Source organism: Rhizobium croatiense (assembly GCF_019793465.1).
Classification (GTDB): domain Bacteria; phylum Pseudomonadota; class Alphaproteobacteria; order Rhizobiales; family Rhizobiaceae; genus Rhizobium; species Rhizobium croatiense.
Genome location: NZ_JAILYJ010000006.1, coordinates 175,595 through 190,469 on the forward strand (window position 1 = coordinate 175,595; position 14,875 = coordinate 190,469).

Consider the following 14,875-nt stretch of genomic DNA (forward strand, 5'->3'; position numbering starts at 1 on the left):
GAAATCACCCTACGCCTTCCGCTTATCCATCCTTGCCGCAAGCGCGGGAAAGGCGAGAATATTATTGCCGTTTGCCGCCGCCGGGCCAAGTGCTCTCGTCGTCGCTTCTCCAGGCATGCGCGCCTCCCAGGTCGGGAACAGCGTCACATTCTGATAGATCCGCTGGCGTTCGGCATGCTGCTGAAAAAGTTCGTAGAGTTCGGGCACGAGGCCGTCGCCGCCCTGCGCAGCGAGCTTGTGCAGGCCGATCATGGTGAAGCCGTCGGGATGCTGGTCGTTCATCGGGAATTGTCTCGTTCGTTCATCGTCTGCAGCGCACGCTCCAGGCTGGATTTGCTGCCGTTGCGCAGCGGGATGAAGGCCTTGCCGAACTTCTTGCAGCCGGTCTTCACCCGAAGGCAGGCATCGTGGCTGATACAGTCGATCGGGCAGAAGACGCAGTCGACCGAGGGAAGCACGGTATCGATGCGGGACACCGCTTCGCGCAGGCCGCCGTCGTGATGAATGAGCTCGGCGCCGAAATTGCTGCAGATTTGGCGAAGATGCGCCACCTGGCAGTCGCGCCCGCCGACATAGAGGAAACTGCGGCCATCCAGTTTGGACCGTCCGGGGGATGCCTGACTTGCGTCCTCGCCCGCGCTGTCGCGGACCTCCCGGTTCGAACCCTTCTTGCCCTTGCGAGCCATTTACCACCCGTTCGCTCGTTGATCGTCACACGATTCCTGCGTGTGCGAACGGACCTTATTAAACTTGATTTTTAGAGTAAAGTATAAAGCTGATTATTTTTATCATATTATCGCGGAGTGACCTCGACGGGGAAGGTGTAGGAACGCGAGGATGCCGCGATCGTGTCCGGCATCGCCGGCAGGTTGCAAGAGGCTACCCTGGCAAGAGCCGCGCTATCAACCTCGGGGAGCCCCGAGCCACGGACAACACTCGATGCGGTGATATCGCCGCTGCGATTGACGGTGATGCGAACGGTCAAGGTGGCCGGAGCCGTACGATACCGAGACTCCATCCGGTCTACGCAACGGAACAACCGCGCGACAAGCTTGCCTTTGTAATTGGCTTCCGACGCACCGCCCGCTCCATTCCGTCCACCGGATGTGCGCGAATTATCGTTCGAATTGGCGTCTGCCTGTCCGTCTGCAGCACCCCGGCGCGACTCCTGCTTGGCATCGCCCTCCGAACCCTGTGCTTTCTTCGGCGGCTGCTTTCTTTCCACCGTCTTCTTTTCTACAGGCTTTTCCAGCTTCGGCTTCGGCTGCGGAGTGACCACCTCAGTCGGAGGCTCCGGCTCGGGAGAAACGGGAGGTACCTCGACAGGCTTGATCTCTTCGGGTTCGGACTGCATTGCGGCTGCCGTTGGGGGTTCGCTAGACATCACCGGCCGCTCCGGCACCACCGTCGACATCGGCTGCACGACAGAAGTTTCGGCAGGGGTTTCGGATACCAGGACTTCAGGTTCCGAAGCCGCAATCGTCTCCGCTGATTGACGTGTAACCTCCTGCACAGGCTGGATGGTTTCGATCGGCTCTGCGTCAGCGGGCTGCACGGTTTCCGGCTGAACGACCTCCGGCTGCACCTCGGCTGTCTCGACTGGCTTAACTGTATCGGGTTCAACAGCCTCTGGGACCACTTCTTCCTGAATGGTCACCTCAGTGTCGCCGGCTGCGCTCTGATCGGCGTCGGAACTGCCGAGCATGACGACGCTGATCGCCTCGCCCGCCTCCATCAGCGTTTCATCCGAGGGCGCAGGCATCACAATAAGCAGCGTGGCGGCCAACGCAGCATGGAAAAAGGCTGAACCGACGCAACTCAGCGCCACCCGCCGCCGCACCGGTGTCTTCTCTGCTTCCTGTTTTTCCACCGCCGCGTCCATCGGCGGCGCGGAAACGGGAGCTGCTGGGGCAGTTTCCGGATGATCCGGGAAGGATGAAATCTGCGCGAAACGCGTGTAGTGGATCACCGTTTCGCCGGCCGGCTGCCGCTGCGCGTGGCGCAATTCGGAAAGCTCGTGGCCGGGATGCATTCCGGGCGTATTATCATTCAGGCTGCCGCCGGCGTCCGCCCCCCCGATGAGCACCTGTCTCGATCTGGTTTTCGCTGAAATCGCCATTGTCTATGCCCCGGACAGCCTGAAACATGCCCGCCGGGGATCATCCCCGGCGTCTTCTTATCCCTCGAAGGGAACGAAAATCTGCGAGCGGGTGACGATACCCTTCATGCATTCGCCGGCAGCCGGCCCGTCGCAGACCGGCGTGTCGTTGATCAGGATGCGGGTCACGCTCTCGCATTTGACATTCGGCATGTCGAACTGACGCACCCGCTTCTTGCCTTGCGGCAGATCGCGGAAATCGAGCACGGTGATGCGGTCGACGGCATTCTTGTCGTTGAAGAAGGCAAGTTCGAAGGACACCTTGTTGATGGCGGCGGGCAGCTGGTTGAGCGCGACGAAGGTCATCATGCAGCCCTTCTGCGAGGGTGCCAGCGCGTTGAGCTCGACATTGAGAGAGGCTGCCGGCGCCGTCTCCTGTGCCTGGCATACGCTCGCAACCGCCATCACCCAGCCGGCCGCAACGGCCGCAAACCTACCCGTCATGATCTTCTCCGCCATTGTCGCCGGCCGCCGGCGGGCAGCCGCAAATCAGCAATCTCAAAAACTTGACTACGTTAGTCTCCTATTGCGTCTTTAAGAAACTATGAGTAAGAAAGTCAAGTTAATTGTCACCACACCGGGGACCACCGATCCCCGGCTTCACGGAATTGCCAACCGACATGATGGTTGAAAAGCCAGATAGCTTTAAGCATGCGCCGCTGCCCAGCGAGCCGGCGGCGCAACATCGGATCGTCGACAGCGCGGATCTTTTCCGCGGCACGAACGAGATCGTGATCAGACACGACGGGCTGGTCTACCGCCTGAAGATCACCCGCCAGGGCAAGCTCATTCTTAATAAATAGGGCCAATAAGTAGGTAAGATATGACTGAACAGAAAAGACCGGCGCCGGCCGAAATCCGTGCGTTTCGCGCCGAAAATCCAAAGATGCGCGAGCGCGATATCGCCGCCCGGCTGAAGATTTCCGAGGCAGCCCTCGTTGCCGCCGAAACCGGCATCAGCGTGACCCGCATCGATGGCAGCGCGCTGAAGCTTCTGGAACGCGTCGCCAGCCTCGGCGAAGTGATGGCGCTGTCGCGCAACGAAAGCGCCGTGCACGAGAAGATCGGCGTTTTCGAAAACATCAAGATGGGCATGCAGAGCGCGATCGTGCTCGGCGAGAACATCGACCTGCGCATCTTCCCGAGCCGCTGGGAGCATGGCTTCGCCGTATCCAGAAAGGATGGCGACCAGGAGCGTCTCAGCCTGCAATATTTCGACAAGGCGGGCAACGCCGTGCACAAGGTGCATCTGCGACCGAATTCGAATGTCGAGGCCTATCACGCGATCGTCGCCGAATTGAAGCTCGAAGACCAGTCGCAGGAATTCGTCGAGGCGGAGATCTCCAATGCCGCCGATGAGGCCGCAGATGTCGACCGCGACGCGCTGCGCGACAACTGGAGCAAGCTCACCGACACGCATGAGTTCTTCGGCATGCTGAAGCGCCTGAAGATTGGCCGCCAGGCGGCCATCCGCAGCGTCGGCGACGACTATGCCTGGAAGCTCGACAACGGCGCGACGGCGGAGATGATGCATGCCTCGGTGAAATCAGGTCTGCCGATCATGTGCTTCGTCACCAATAACGGCATCGTCCAGATCCATTCCGGCCCGATCTTCAACGTGCAGGCGATGGGCCCGTGGGTCAATATCATGGACCCGACCTTCCACCTGCATCTGCGCCAGGATCACATCGCCGAGACCTGGGCCGTGCGCAAGCCGACCAAGGACGGCCACGTCACTTCGCTCGAGGCTTACAATGCCGACGGCGAGATGATCATCCAGTTCTTCGGCAAGCGCAAGGAAGGCTCTGACGAACGCGTGGAATGGCGTGAGATCATCGAAAACCTGCCGCGGGCAGCAAGCGTCGCCGCATAAGGATCGCGACGATGACGATGCGTAACAATCTGCGCCGAATCCGCCCCTGGCAACTGGCGCTGACGGCGGCCGTCATGGCGCTGCCGCTGATCCCTTCGGCGCCGGCGGTCAAAGGCATCGCCTTTGTCCGCGCCGCCCGCGCCGAGGACAGCAAGCTCGACACGTCGCGCCTGGTTTCGGTCGGCGGCGATATCACCGAGATCGTCTATGCGCTCGGCGAGGAACGCCGGCTGATCGCCCGCGACACGACGAGCACCTATCCGGAAGCGGCGCTGAAACTGCCCAATGTCGGTTATATGCGCGCGCTCTCGCCCGAAGGCATCCTCGCCATGAACCCGACAGCGATCATCGCCGTCGAGGGTTCGGGCCCGAAGGAGGCGCTGGCCGTGCTGAAGAATGCCAGCGTGCCCTTCGAGACCGTGCCGAGCCCGTTCACCCGCGACGGCATCATCGCCAAGATCGATCGCGTCGGCGCGCTGCTCGGCGTGCCCGACAAGGCGAAGGCGCTTGAAGGAAAGGTCGCGGCCGATCTCGATGCGGCGATCGCCGACGCCGAAAGGCGCCCGGAGGCCGAACGCAAGCGCGTCCTCTTCATCCTCAGCGCCCAGAACGGCCGGATCATGGCCTCGGGCACCGGCACGGCGGCCGACGGCATCATCCAGCTTGCCGGCGCCGTCAATGCCGTCGGCGCATTCCCCGGTTATAAGCCGCTGACCGACGAGGCGATCATCGAAGCCAAGCCCGACATCATCCTGATGATGGACCGCGGCGATGCCGCCGGCACCAGGAACGAGGACCTGCTGGCCCAGCCGGCGATCGCGCTGACGCCGGCCGGCGAAAAGAAGGCGATCGTGCGGATGGACGGCATCTATATACTCGGCTTCGGCCCGCGCACGGCCGCCGCCGCGCGCGAGCTCAACGCGGCGATCTACGGGGGCTGATCATGGCCCTGCCGCAAGCCATGACGCAACGAAGGCGACGCTTTGCGGTGGCAGAGATCGGCGAAACCAGGCGGGCGGGCGACAGAAGGCGGCTCGCCGTGCTGGCGATCGCGCTGCTTGTCGCCGGCTCCGCCTTCGCGATGCTGTTTTCGGTGACGACAGGCGCCTCGGATGCCTCGATCTTCGACGTCATCGGCAACATGACCGGCTCAGAGGCGGCGCTGAGCGCCCGTGACCGGATCATCATCTTCGATATCCGCCTTCCCCGCACGATCCTCGGCTTTCTGATCGGCGCCTCGCTGGCCGTCTCCGGCACGGTGATGCAGGGCCTGTTCCGCAATCCGCTCGCCGATCCGGGCCTTGTCGGCGTCTCCTCCGGCGCAAGCCTGGGCGCGGTCGCCATGATCGTGCTCGGCAGCGGCCTCGCGGCACCGTTCCAGGCGTTCTTCGGCATCTATGCCTTGCCGGTGGCCGCCTTCGGCGGCGGTCTTGTCACGACGCTGCTGCTCTACCGGATCGCCACCCGTCACGGCCAGACCTCGGTGGCGACGATGCTGCTTGCCGGCATCGCGCTCGGCGCGCTCACCCTCGCCCTCACCGGCCTGCTGATCTACGTCGCCAACGACCAGCAGCTGCGCGACCTGACCTTCTGGAGCATGGGCTCGCTTGCCGGCGCCACATGGACGAAGATCGCCGCCGCCGGCCCGATCATCCTGCTGTCCTTTATGGCCCTGCCCTTCATGGCCCGCGGCCTCAATGCCATCACGCTCGGCGAGGCAGCCGCCTTTCATATGGGCGTGCCGGTGCAGCGGCTGAAGAATGTCGCAATCGTCGGCGTCGCCGCGGCGACCGGCGCTTCCGTCGCCGTCAGCGGCGGCATCGGCTTCGTCGGCATCGTCGTGCCGCACATCCTGCGCATGGCGATCGGCCCGGATCATCGTTTCCTGCTGCCGGCCGCAGCCCTTCTCGGTGGCTCGCTGCTGATCTTCGCGGATGTCCTGGCGCGCACCCTGGTCGCCCCTGCCGAACTGCCGATCGGCATCATTACCGCAGCGGTCGGCGGCCCCTTCTTCCTGTGGATCCTGCTGAAGCAGCGTTCGCGCCTAGCCCTGTGAGCGATCTTGTGAGTGACGTGCAGATGATCAAAGTGTCCGGCCTCTCCGTGCGCCTTTCCGGCAAATTAATCATCAGCGACGTCGACTTCACCGCGAAGGCCGGCGAGCTGACGGCGATTGCCGGGCCGAACGGCTCCGGCAAGACGACGACGATGAAAGCGATCTCCGGCGAGCTCGCCTATGATGGCTCGGTGCGCATCGGCGGCGGCGAGGTGCGAGGACTGAAAGCCTGGCAGCTTGCCGCCATTCGCGGCGTGCTGCCGCAGGCGAGCACCATCTCCTTTCCCTTCACCGTGCGCGAGATCGTCCGCATGGGCCTGACTTCGGGCCTCAACCTCAATCCCGACCAGGCCGATGAGACGGCGGCCGCAGCACTTGCGTCCGTCGACCTCTCCGGCTTCGAAGGCCGTTTCTATCAGGAACTCTCGGGCGGCGAGCAGCAGCGCGTGCAGCTTGCCCGCGTGCTTTGCCAGATCGCCGAGCCCGTCGTCGACGGCAAGTCCCGCTGGCTGCTGCTCGACGAGCCGGTCTCCAGCCTCGACATCAGCCATCAGCTGACCATCATGTCGCTCGCCCGCGATTTCTGCGAACGCGGCGGCGGCGTCATCGCCGTCATGCACGACCTCAACCTGACGGCGCTCTTTGCCGACCGCCTCGTGCTGATGAAATCCGGCCGTCTCGCCGCCGCCGGCGGCATCGATGAGGTGTTGACCGATGAGACTATGCTCTCGGTCTTCGGCTGCGCGTTGCGCATCAATCAGGTGCCTGCCGACGGCACGCCCTTCGTGCTCGCCCACAGCGCCGTTTCCCAGCGCTAACCGCCGAGCCCGGCGGAACTTTTGACCGCCCGGCACGTTGTCGGCAGTGATTTGGGTCAATGCCGCGCGGTCTCCTCTATGCAACGAACGGTGGTGACCCTGGTGCAGAACAGGCGGGCTTGCGCGCGCCCCAGCCAATGGAGACAGCCATGACCTATTCCATCTTTCACTCCGGCCGCAGCCGCCGCAACGGCACTTTCCAAAATTTCGAATCCGGCATCGAGGAACAGATCGAGGCGCTGCGTGACGAGCTCGCGGAACTGACGCGCCTGGTCGGCAAGAGTTCGCGCCATCAGGGCGATAAGATGCGCAGCCAGGCAAGTGCCGGCTATGAGGAACTGCTCAGCCGCAGCGAGGATCTATTACGCGAATTGCAGCATGGTTACGAGCGCGGCGCGACCGAGATGCGCGAGACCGTGCGCAAACATCCGCTGGCAACGATCGGCGCCGCAGCCGCCTTCGGCCTGGCCATCGCCTTCCTCGCGCGGCGCTGAGGAAGCGCGATGCTCTCGATCCTCAGCCTGCTGACGGGCGCAAGCGTGCATCGGACCGTCGCGCGCGCCAAGCGCGCCAGCATCTTCCTTGCGCTCGCCCTGCTCTTCCTCCTCACCGCCTATGCGCTGGCCGTCACCGCCGGCGCCATCTGGCTCGCCGGCATCTACGGCCCGGTCGGCGCCGCCCTCTTCCTGGCCGCTTGTGCGCTGCTGATCGCCGTCATCCTGGTGGTGGTGATGGTGATGATCAACGCCCAGGACAAACGCCGCGCCCGCGAGCGCCGCGCGGCGTTGGAATCGTTGGCGGCAGTCGGGCTCGGCCTCGTCCGCGCCCAGCCCCTGCTGACCGCCGGCGTGCTGGCGGCCATCGTCGCGGCCAATCTGGTGGGATCGAAGCGGGAGGATTGAATTCCTTGCATCGCGCCTCCCCGACGCCGAAGAGGTGGTGCTCCGAATGACGATCGCTCTCTAAAACGATCCAAGCCGGCGCCGCTACAGGCAGCCGGCCTCTCGATCTCTCCTCAGAACGCAAACGCCTTCGAGGTCAGCGGCGCCGATGTAGCATCCGGGCCGAAATCGGCTTCGCCCGAGATTTGCAGCAATTCCTGCAGGCGTTGGCGGGCGCGGTTGACGCGGCTCTTGATCGTGCCGACGGCGCAGCCGCAGATTTCGGCGGCCTCCTCGTAGGAAAAGCCCGAGGCGCCGACGAGGATGATCGCTTCGCGCTGGTCCGGCGGCAGCTGATCGAGCGCCTTCTTGAAGTCCTGCAGATCGAGCGCGCCATATTGCGAGGGGTGCATCGCCATCGATTCGGTGAAGAGGCCGTCGCTGTCCTGCACCTCGCGACCGCTTTTCCGCATCTGGCTGTAGAGCTCGTTGCGAAGGATCGTGAAGAGCCAGGCCTTCATATTGGTGCCCATCTCGAAATGATCCTGCTTGGCCCAGGCTTTCATGATCGTATCCTGGACAAGATCGTCGGCACGGTCGTGGCGGCCGATGAGCGAGATTGCAAAGGCGCGAAGACTGGGCAGGGCCGCCAGCAGTTCCCGCTTGAAGCTGGGTTGCATTTTATCTTCCATGCGGCGATCCTATTCGGCCATCTTGGCGGAAGCCATCATCTCGGCATGGTCGAGCTTTTCGAGAAGATCGAGAAAACGATCCGGGATCGCTTCACCCTGTGCGGCCGCATAAAGCGACCGCAGTTTGACGCCGATCTGGTTGTTCGGGTCCAGGATATCGCTTGCCCGCAGCTCCAGCTTGCGCTGATCGGCTGCTTCTTTCTTGCGTGTGGTCATCAATTCGTCTTCTCGCCGGTTGTCTGTTCTGGGGGCGTGCACGGGCATCATCACGACTTCAACCAGCGAGACCGAGGCTTTCGATTATCGATATCGCCGAAGTTTGCCGCTGCGTGGGTCAAAATGCTACGCCCTTTCTGTGTCGGCTGGAATAATGCGGCGCGGCAAAAAAAGTTCCTGCCGTTCCGGAACTTTTTTATCAAGATGACGTTAATCGGTCATTGAAGCCAATGCCGGCCTGTATACAGGAGCCATATATGACACTTTCTACTCGAATTGCGCCGCACCTGCCTTATCTGCGTCGCTATTCCCGCGCACTGACCGGCACTCAGACTTCGGGCGACGCCTATGTCGCCGCCGTTCTTGAAGCCATCATCGCCGATCTGTCGATTTTCCCGGATACGGCGAATGACCGGGTCGCCCTCTACAAACTGTTTACGCAACTGTTTGGTTCCACTGCAGTCCAGATTCCAGAGCCGACCTCGCCATATGCGTGGGAACAGCGCGCCACCCTCAATCTGTCCAAAGTTTCGCCAGGCGCCCGTCAGGCCTTTCTGCTCGCTTCCGTGGAGAATTTCCGCGTCGCTGAAATCGCAGAAATTCTCGAGCTCGACGAACAGGATGTCATGCAGCTGCTCGACAAGGCTTCGCAGGAGATTTCCCGCCAGGTGGCAACCGATATCATGATCATCGAGGACGAGCCGTTGATCGCCATGGATATCGAACAGATGGTCGAAAGCCTCGGCCACCGCGTCACCGGCATCGCCCGCACGCATGCCGAAGCCGTGGCGCTCTACAATAAGACGAAGCCGAGCATGGTGCTCGCCGACATCCAGCTTGCCGACGGCAGTTCCGGCATCGATGCCGTCAACGACATTCTCAAGACGTCGAGCGTGCCGGTGATCTTCATCACCGCTTTCCCGGAACGGCTACTGACGGGCGAGCGCCCCGAACCGACTTTCCTCGTCACCAAACCTTTCAACCCCGACATGGTCAAGGCACTGATCAGCCAGGCGCTTTTCTTCAATGAATCGACCAAGGTAGCCGCCTGAGACGCAATTTTCCGGCCTTCGGAACCAAACCGTCGAAACAGGCGTTCCGGTGCTGCCGGGACGCGCCGAAGGCCTTAACGGTTTTTGCAGCGCTTTGTTCTAAAGTTGGCAGACGGTTTCTGAAGGGGCGTTCCCTTCAGCGACGTTCAAGACGTCACAAGGAAAGGCGGCCGAGTGAATACGACTGAACCATTGTCGGGCACGCCTTTCACCTTCGAAGGCAAAGCCGCAATGATGGAACGGGCGCTCGGCAGCGCCGGTATTTCAATACTCTGCCAGGACGCCCGGCTTTCAATCTTCTACGCCGAAAATCTGCCGCCGTATTTCGCGGCACGCTTCATGCCCGGCGGCACTGATGCCGGCCTTTTCGGTGATATCCATGGGCAGTATCTGACAGCGCTGAAACACAAGGTGCTGGAGACCGGCATCCCCAACAATGCCGAGGTCGAGATCGACGTCGACGGCGAAATGCGCACCTATGAACTGAAAATCCAGCGCACCGGTGCACGCGGCACGCATGGGCTTCTGTCCGTCATGACGGAGGTCACCGAAAGCCGGCATCGTGAAAAAGTACTGAAATCGCTGCTGCGCGAACTCTCGCACCGCTCGAAGAACCTTCTTGCCATCATCCAGGGCATTGCCACGCAGACGGCGCGCAACACGCTCTCTCTCGACAGCTTCCTCCTGAAGTTCCGCGGGCGGCTGCAGTCGCTTTCCAATTCCCAGGACCTGATCACGGATTCGAGCTGGCGCGGCGCCTATCTCTTCGAACTCGCCGAAAAACAATTCGCCCCCTACTGGCCGGAAACATCAGGCTCCATGCCGATCTACGGCATCAATGCGCATCTGACGCCGAATGCCGCTGTGCATCTTGGACTTGCTCTCCACGAACTCATCGTCAACTCCGCCTCCTATGGCGCAATTGCCGGCGGCGCTGCCTCCATCACGCTCAACTGCCGGGAAGCTGCGATCGGCGACAGAAGGGCGATCGAGATCGCCTGGGCGGAAGTGCTGCAGGATCAGTCGGAAGTCCACGAATTCAGTGACAACAGCTTCGGCCGCACCGTGCTGGAGCGTGTCGTGCCCTCGTCGGTCAACGGCAAGGCGGAACTGAACCTTGTGCCCGGCCGCATCGAATATAGGCTGACCATTCCGGAGACCGAATTCGAGATCTTCAAGCGCATCTGAAGTGCGAAAATAAGACGAGCGAAAACAGAAAAACAGCCGGTGCGAGGGCGGCGCACCGGCTGTCTTCACTCACCGGGAGGGGACCGTGAGTACGTCCGGATAGTGGGTTGGGGGCGCGCATGTTGGGTCGATGCGATCACCATCCGGATATCGCATTAACGACGACGTCCAAATTTGGTTCCCTGCGATCGTAAATAAATTCCATTTTTTTGAATCTTTTTTCGGATGCCCTTGCTCGGCCGAACGCAGAAATATTTCGTCGACCCAAGGCGGCAGTATTTCCTATGCGAAAACAGTAGCTTGCGTGGACGTCCGCAAGAGCGAACCGTCAAAATTTTACCGTTTGATAAATTTTTAAACCTGAGTTACGCTTTCCCTCACAGGCCGTTTACCAATAATGAGGGAACTTCAATGGAACGACTGGAAACTGGGATTCATGCCGGCCGGCTATCGCCCGCCGAGTATGAGGCTAATTTTTCCGATCTGCATCCTCGCCTCGACATTCACGAGGCGCTGGTCGCCGCCGACCGCTGCTATTTCTGTTATGACGCGCCGTGCATGACGGCCTGTCCCACCTCGATCGACATTCCGCTCTTCATCCGGCAGATTTCGACCGGCAATCCGATCGGCTCGGCGAAGACGATCTTCGATCAGAATATCCTCGGCGGCATGTGCGCCCGCGTCTGTCCCACCGAAGAGCTCTGCGAACAGGCCTGTGTGCGCAACACGGCGGAAGAACGGCCTGTCGAGATCGGCCGCCTGCAGCGTTACGCGACCGATGCCGCCATGCAGGCCGGCAAGCAGTTCTATAACAGGGCCGAAGCATCAGGAAAGAAGATCGCCGTCGTCGGCGCCGGCCCGGCAGGACTGGCCGCTGCGCACCGCCTGGCGGTGAAGGGCCACTCGGTCACCATCTACGATGCCAGGGAAAAATCCGGTGGCCTCAACGAATACGGCATCGCCACCTATAAGACGGTCGACGACTTCGCCCAGCAGGAAGTCGATTACATCATCTCGATCGGCGGTATCGAGGTGCGCCACGGCGCCCTTCTCGGCCGCGATTTTTCGCTTTCCGATCTGCAGGCGCAATATGACGCCGTCTTCCTCGGCATCGGCCTCGCCGGCGTCAACGCCTTGCGCATCGAGGGCGAAAACCTTGCCGGTGTCGACGATGCCGTCGATTTCATCGCCAAACTGCGTCAGGCTGAAGACAAGAGCGATATCGCCATCGGCCGCCGCGTCGTCGTCCTCGGCGGCGGCATGACGGCGATCGACGCTGCCGTGCAGGCAAAGCTGCTCGGCGCCGAGGAGGTGACGATCTGCTACCGCCGCGGCAAGGAGCATATGAACGCCTCGGAATACGAGCAGGATCTGGCAAGCTCCAAAGGCGTCATCATCCGCCATTGGCTGGCGCCGAAGTCGATCCTGGCTCAGGACGGCAAGGTCGCCGCCATCGAAGTGGAATACACCAAGCTCGTCGAAGGCCGCCTCGTCGGTACCGGCGAAACCGGCGTGATTGCCGCCGACCAGATCTTCAAGGCGATCGGCCAGACCTTTGACGCCTCCGGCCTCGGTTCGCTTCGCATGGAATCCGGTCGCATCGCGGTCGACGTCGAGGGCCGCACCTCCCTCGACGGCGTCTGGGCCGGCGGCGACTGCGTCTTCGGCGGCGAGGATCTTACGGTTTCCGCCGTCGCGCACGGCCGCGACGCGGCTGAATCCATCCATCGCGCCCTCTCCGCAGCAGCCGCTCCGGCTGTTGCGGTTGCTTGAAGGGGAGAATGAACAATGGCTGATCTCCGCAATAATTTCGTCGGCATCAAATCCCCCAACCCGTTCTGGCTGGCGTCAGCGCCGCCGACCGACAAGGCCTACAACGTCGAGCGCGCCTTCAAGGCCGGCTGGGGCGGCGTGGTCTGGAAGACGCTCGGCGAGGAAGGCCCGCCCGTCGTCAATGTCAACGGCCCGCGCTACGGCGCGATCTGGGGCGCCGACCGCCGGCTGCTCGGACTCAACAATATCGAGCTCATCACCGACCGCGACCTCTATACCAACCTGCGTGAAATGAAGCAGGTCAAGATGAACTGGCCGGACCGGGCGCTGATCGCCTCGATCATGGTGCCTTGCGAGGAGCAGGCCTGGAAGTCGATCCTGCCGCTGGTCGAAGAGACCGGCGCCGACGGCATCGAACTCAATTTCGGCTGTCCGCACGGCATGTCGGAACGCGGCATGGGATCGGCCGTCGGCCAGGTGCCGGAATATATCGAAATGGTCGTGCGCTGGTGCAAGCAGTACACCCGCATGCCCGTCATCACCAAGCTGACGCCCAACATCACCGATATTCGCCGTCCCGCCCGCGCCGCCAAGGCCGGCGGCACCGATGCCGTCTCGCTGATCAACACGATCAATTCGATCGTCTCCGTCGACCTCGACAATTTTGCCCCCAACCCGACAGTCGGCGGCAAGGGCAGCCATGGCGGTTATTGCGGCCCGGCGGTCAAGCCGATCGCCCTCAACATGGTGGCCGAAATCGCCCGTGATCCCGAAACCTACGGCCTGCCGATCTCGGGTATCGGCGGCATCACCACCTGGCGCGACGCCGCCGAATTCCTCGTTCTCGGCGCCGGCAACGTCCAGGTCTGCACCGCGGCGATGACCTACGGCTTCAAGATCGTAGACGAGATGATTTCGGGCCTTTCCGACTGGATGGACGAAAAGGGCCATCGCACTCTCGACGACATCACCGGCCGCGCCGTGCCCAATGTCACCGACTGGCAATATCTGAACCTCAATTACGTCGCCAAGGCGAAGATCGACCAGGATGCCTGCATCAAATGCGGCCGCTGCCACATCGCCTGCGAGGACACCTCGCACCAGGCGATCACCAACGTCGTCAATGGGCTGCGCCATTTCGAGGTGATCGAAGAGGAATGCGTCGGCTGCAATCTCTGCGTCAACGTCTGTCCGGTCGAGAACTGCATCACCATGGAACCGCTGGCTGCCGGCACCCTCGACAAGCGCACCGGCCGCGTCGTCGATCCGAACTATGCCAACTGGACGACGCATCCGAACAACCCGATGGCCCGCCAGGCGGCGGAGTGAACGAATGGCAACGCCGCGGCGAATATCGCCCGCGGCGTGCTTCGGATCGCTGGAGCTGTCGCGCATGTGCGCAGTCGCGTGGCCGGGACTGGCTCAAGTGGCGCCGCCGGTCCTGTGCGGCCCCCTGCGCATCTCCAACTCATGCTCGTATGGTCCCGCATGCCCTCCGGTTCTCATGAAGTGCTTATCGATCTCGGCGATGATCGCTTCGCCCTTCTCTCCGGCATTGAGCCGGATGAGAGCATCGAGTTTTGCTTCCGTGCGGTCATCGTTTTCCTTTGAAGACGGAGAGCCGATGTAAAGAAAATAGGCAAGACCAACGACCTGCCAGAGCAATTGCAGGAATTCGGACTGCCAGTTTTCAAAGGTGTCTCTGCTCATTTCCATGAGATAAGCATTGATATCAGGCGCTTGCCCGTGGCTCTGCTGCTCGCCGACAAAGGCGAACCAACCGAACATCCAATGGCCGACGAGCGAAAATAGAAAGAAGGCGACGGTGATCCAGGCATAGGCGTACTTCTTGAACATGATACCTCCTTTGGAAGGCTTCCCTCCTCGAGTGCCGGCGGTCGCGACCAGCAGCATTTGCCGAGATCCATATCAACCGATCCCGGGCGGCCCTTCAAGCGATCCGGCCCGGAGACCGCGGATGAAGCAATCGGCGCGCCGGTCGTGAACGAGGGTACTTCACGTCCAAAGACGTCGATGGAAAGCGCGCTGATTGCGCCCGACATTGTGAACAGTCCCTACTGGAAACCCCTAACGGTTCTGGAAGGGCGGGGGTTCCTCGAAACCGCTCCGCTCCGGAGGAGGCTTTTGCATAATATCCAGGTGCGGCT

18 protein-coding genes are annotated in these 14,875 nt (G+C 61.9%); 11 read left to right on the forward strand and 7 right to left on the reverse strand.

Annotated features, from left to right (window positions below; all coding sequences use genetic code 11):
- Positions 1-9 precede the first annotated feature (9 nt).
- From K6M89_RS12045 to K6M89_RS12060, 4 genes are all read right to left on the reverse strand, one after another.
- Complete coding sequence (locus K6M89_RS12045; protein WP_222139588.1) at positions 10-282, reverse strand: hypothetical protein; 273 nt, start codon at positions 280-282, stop codon at positions 10-12.
- Positions 279-686: a DUF2325 domain-containing protein gene (locus K6M89_RS12050; RefSeq protein WP_039621588.1), complete on the reverse strand. Its 408-nt coding sequence runs from the start codon at positions 684-686 to the stop codon at positions 279-281. Before K6M89_RS12050 ends, K6M89_RS12045 begins: the two co-directional genes overlap by 4 nt.
- A gap of 107 nt (positions 687-793) precedes the next feature.
- A complete protein-coding gene (locus K6M89_RS12055; RefSeq protein WP_222139589.1) occupies positions 794-2,119 on the reverse strand; it encodes an energy transducer TonB family protein in 1,326 nt (441 codons plus the stop codon).
- 57 nt (positions 2,120-2,176) lie between these two features.
- The gene (locus K6M89_RS12060) at positions 2,177-2,602 is read right to left on the reverse strand and encodes a hypothetical protein (RefSeq protein WP_222139590.1); all 426 of its coding nucleotides are present in this window, start codon (positions 2,600-2,602) and stop codon (positions 2,177-2,179) included.
- A gap of 176 nt (positions 2,603-2,778) precedes the next feature.
- Between K6M89_RS12060 and hemP the strand changes: the two genes are divergently transcribed.
- The 7 genes from hemP to K6M89_RS12095 all read left to right on the forward strand — a co-directional run bounded on the left by hemP (position 2,779) and on the right by K6M89_RS12095 (position 7,807).
- Positions 2,779-2,961 (forward strand): hemin uptake protein HemP, encoded by a 183-nt coding sequence (hemP, locus tag K6M89_RS12065; RefSeq protein WP_222139591.1) that lies wholly within the window; start codon positions 2,779-2,781, stop codon positions 2,959-2,961.
- 20 nt (positions 2,962-2,981) lie between these two features.
- Positions 2,982-4,031 (forward strand): hemin-degrading factor, encoded by a 1,050-nt coding sequence (locus K6M89_RS12070; protein ID WP_222139592.1) that lies wholly within the window; start codon positions 2,982-2,984, stop codon positions 4,029-4,031.
- 11 nt (positions 4,032-4,042) lie between these two features.
- Positions 4,043-4,972, forward strand: a complete 930-nt coding sequence (locus K6M89_RS12075) for a heme/hemin ABC transporter substrate-binding protein (RefSeq protein ID WP_222139593.1) — start codon at positions 4,043-4,045, stop codon at positions 4,970-4,972.
- A gap of 2 nt (positions 4,973-4,974) precedes the next feature.
- On the forward strand, positions 4,975-6,087 hold the full coding sequence (locus K6M89_RS12080) for a FecCD family ABC transporter permease (RefSeq protein ID WP_222139594.1): 1,113 nt from the start codon (positions 4,975-4,977) through the stop codon (positions 6,085-6,087).
- A 23-nt stretch (positions 6,088-6,110) separates the two neighbouring features.
- Positions 6,111-6,905, forward strand: coding sequence for a heme ABC transporter ATP-binding protein (locus tag K6M89_RS12085; RefSeq protein WP_222139595.1), 795 nt, complete (start codon positions 6,111-6,113; stop codon positions 6,903-6,905).
- A 149-nt stretch (positions 6,906-7,054) separates the two neighbouring features.
- Positions 7,055-7,399 carry a DUF883 family protein gene (locus tag K6M89_RS12090; protein WP_097581904.1) on the forward strand — a complete coding sequence of 115 codons (345 nt, stop codon included), beginning with the start codon at positions 7,055-7,057 and terminating at the stop codon, positions 7,397-7,399.
- A gap of 9 nt (positions 7,400-7,408) precedes the next feature.
- On the forward strand, positions 7,409-7,807 hold the full coding sequence (locus K6M89_RS12095; protein WP_222139596.1) for a hypothetical protein: 399 nt from the start codon (positions 7,409-7,411) through the stop codon (positions 7,805-7,807).
- Between the two features lie 113 nt (positions 7,808-7,920).
- Here the strand turns inward: K6M89_RS12095 and K6M89_RS12100 are convergent, their stop codons facing one another.
- Both K6M89_RS12100 and K6M89_RS12105 read right to left on the reverse strand, forming a co-directional pair.
- Positions 7,921-8,478, reverse strand: a complete 558-nt coding sequence (locus K6M89_RS12100; RefSeq protein WP_064684848.1) for an RNA polymerase sigma factor — start codon at positions 8,476-8,478, stop codon at positions 7,921-7,923.
- Between the two features lie 9 nt (positions 8,479-8,487).
- Positions 8,488-8,694: a NepR family anti-sigma factor gene (locus tag K6M89_RS12105; protein WP_012484947.1), complete on the reverse strand. Its 207-nt coding sequence runs from the start codon at positions 8,692-8,694 to the stop codon at positions 8,488-8,490.
- A gap of 257 nt (positions 8,695-8,951) precedes the next feature.
- Between K6M89_RS12105 and K6M89_RS12110 the strand changes: the two genes are divergently transcribed.
- The 4 genes from K6M89_RS12110 to preA all read left to right on the forward strand — a co-directional run bounded on the left by K6M89_RS12110 (position 8,952) and on the right by preA (position 14,036).
- Positions 8,952-9,746 carry a response regulator gene (locus K6M89_RS12110; RefSeq protein ID WP_020922074.1) on the forward strand — a complete coding sequence of 265 codons (795 nt, stop codon included), beginning with the start codon at positions 8,952-8,954 and terminating at the stop codon, positions 9,744-9,746.
- A 192-nt stretch (positions 9,747-9,938) separates the two neighbouring features.
- Positions 9,939-10,934 (forward strand): sensor histidine kinase, encoded by a 996-nt coding sequence (locus K6M89_RS12115; protein WP_170964835.1) that lies wholly within the window; start codon positions 9,939-9,941, stop codon positions 10,932-10,934.
- Positions 10,935-11,345: 411 nt separating this feature from the next.
- Positions 11,346-12,707 (forward strand): NAD(P)-dependent oxidoreductase, encoded by a 1,362-nt coding sequence (locus tag K6M89_RS12120; protein ID WP_222139597.1) that lies wholly within the window; start codon positions 11,346-11,348, stop codon positions 12,705-12,707.
- Positions 12,708-12,722: 15 nt separating this feature from the next.
- The gene (gene preA / locus K6M89_RS12125) at positions 12,723-14,036 is read left to right on the forward strand and encodes an NAD-dependent dihydropyrimidine dehydrogenase subunit PreA (RefSeq protein WP_183844326.1); all 1,314 of its coding nucleotides are present in this window, start codon (positions 12,723-12,725) and stop codon (positions 14,034-14,036) included.
- Positions 14,037-14,129: 93 nt separating this feature from the next.
- Here the strand turns inward: preA and K6M89_RS12130 are convergent, their stop codons facing one another.
- Positions 14,130-14,621: a DUF6766 family protein gene (locus tag K6M89_RS12130; RefSeq protein WP_246642414.1), complete on the reverse strand. Its 492-nt coding sequence runs from the start codon at positions 14,619-14,621 to the stop codon at positions 14,130-14,132.
- Positions 14,622-14,875: the final 254 nt, after the last annotated feature.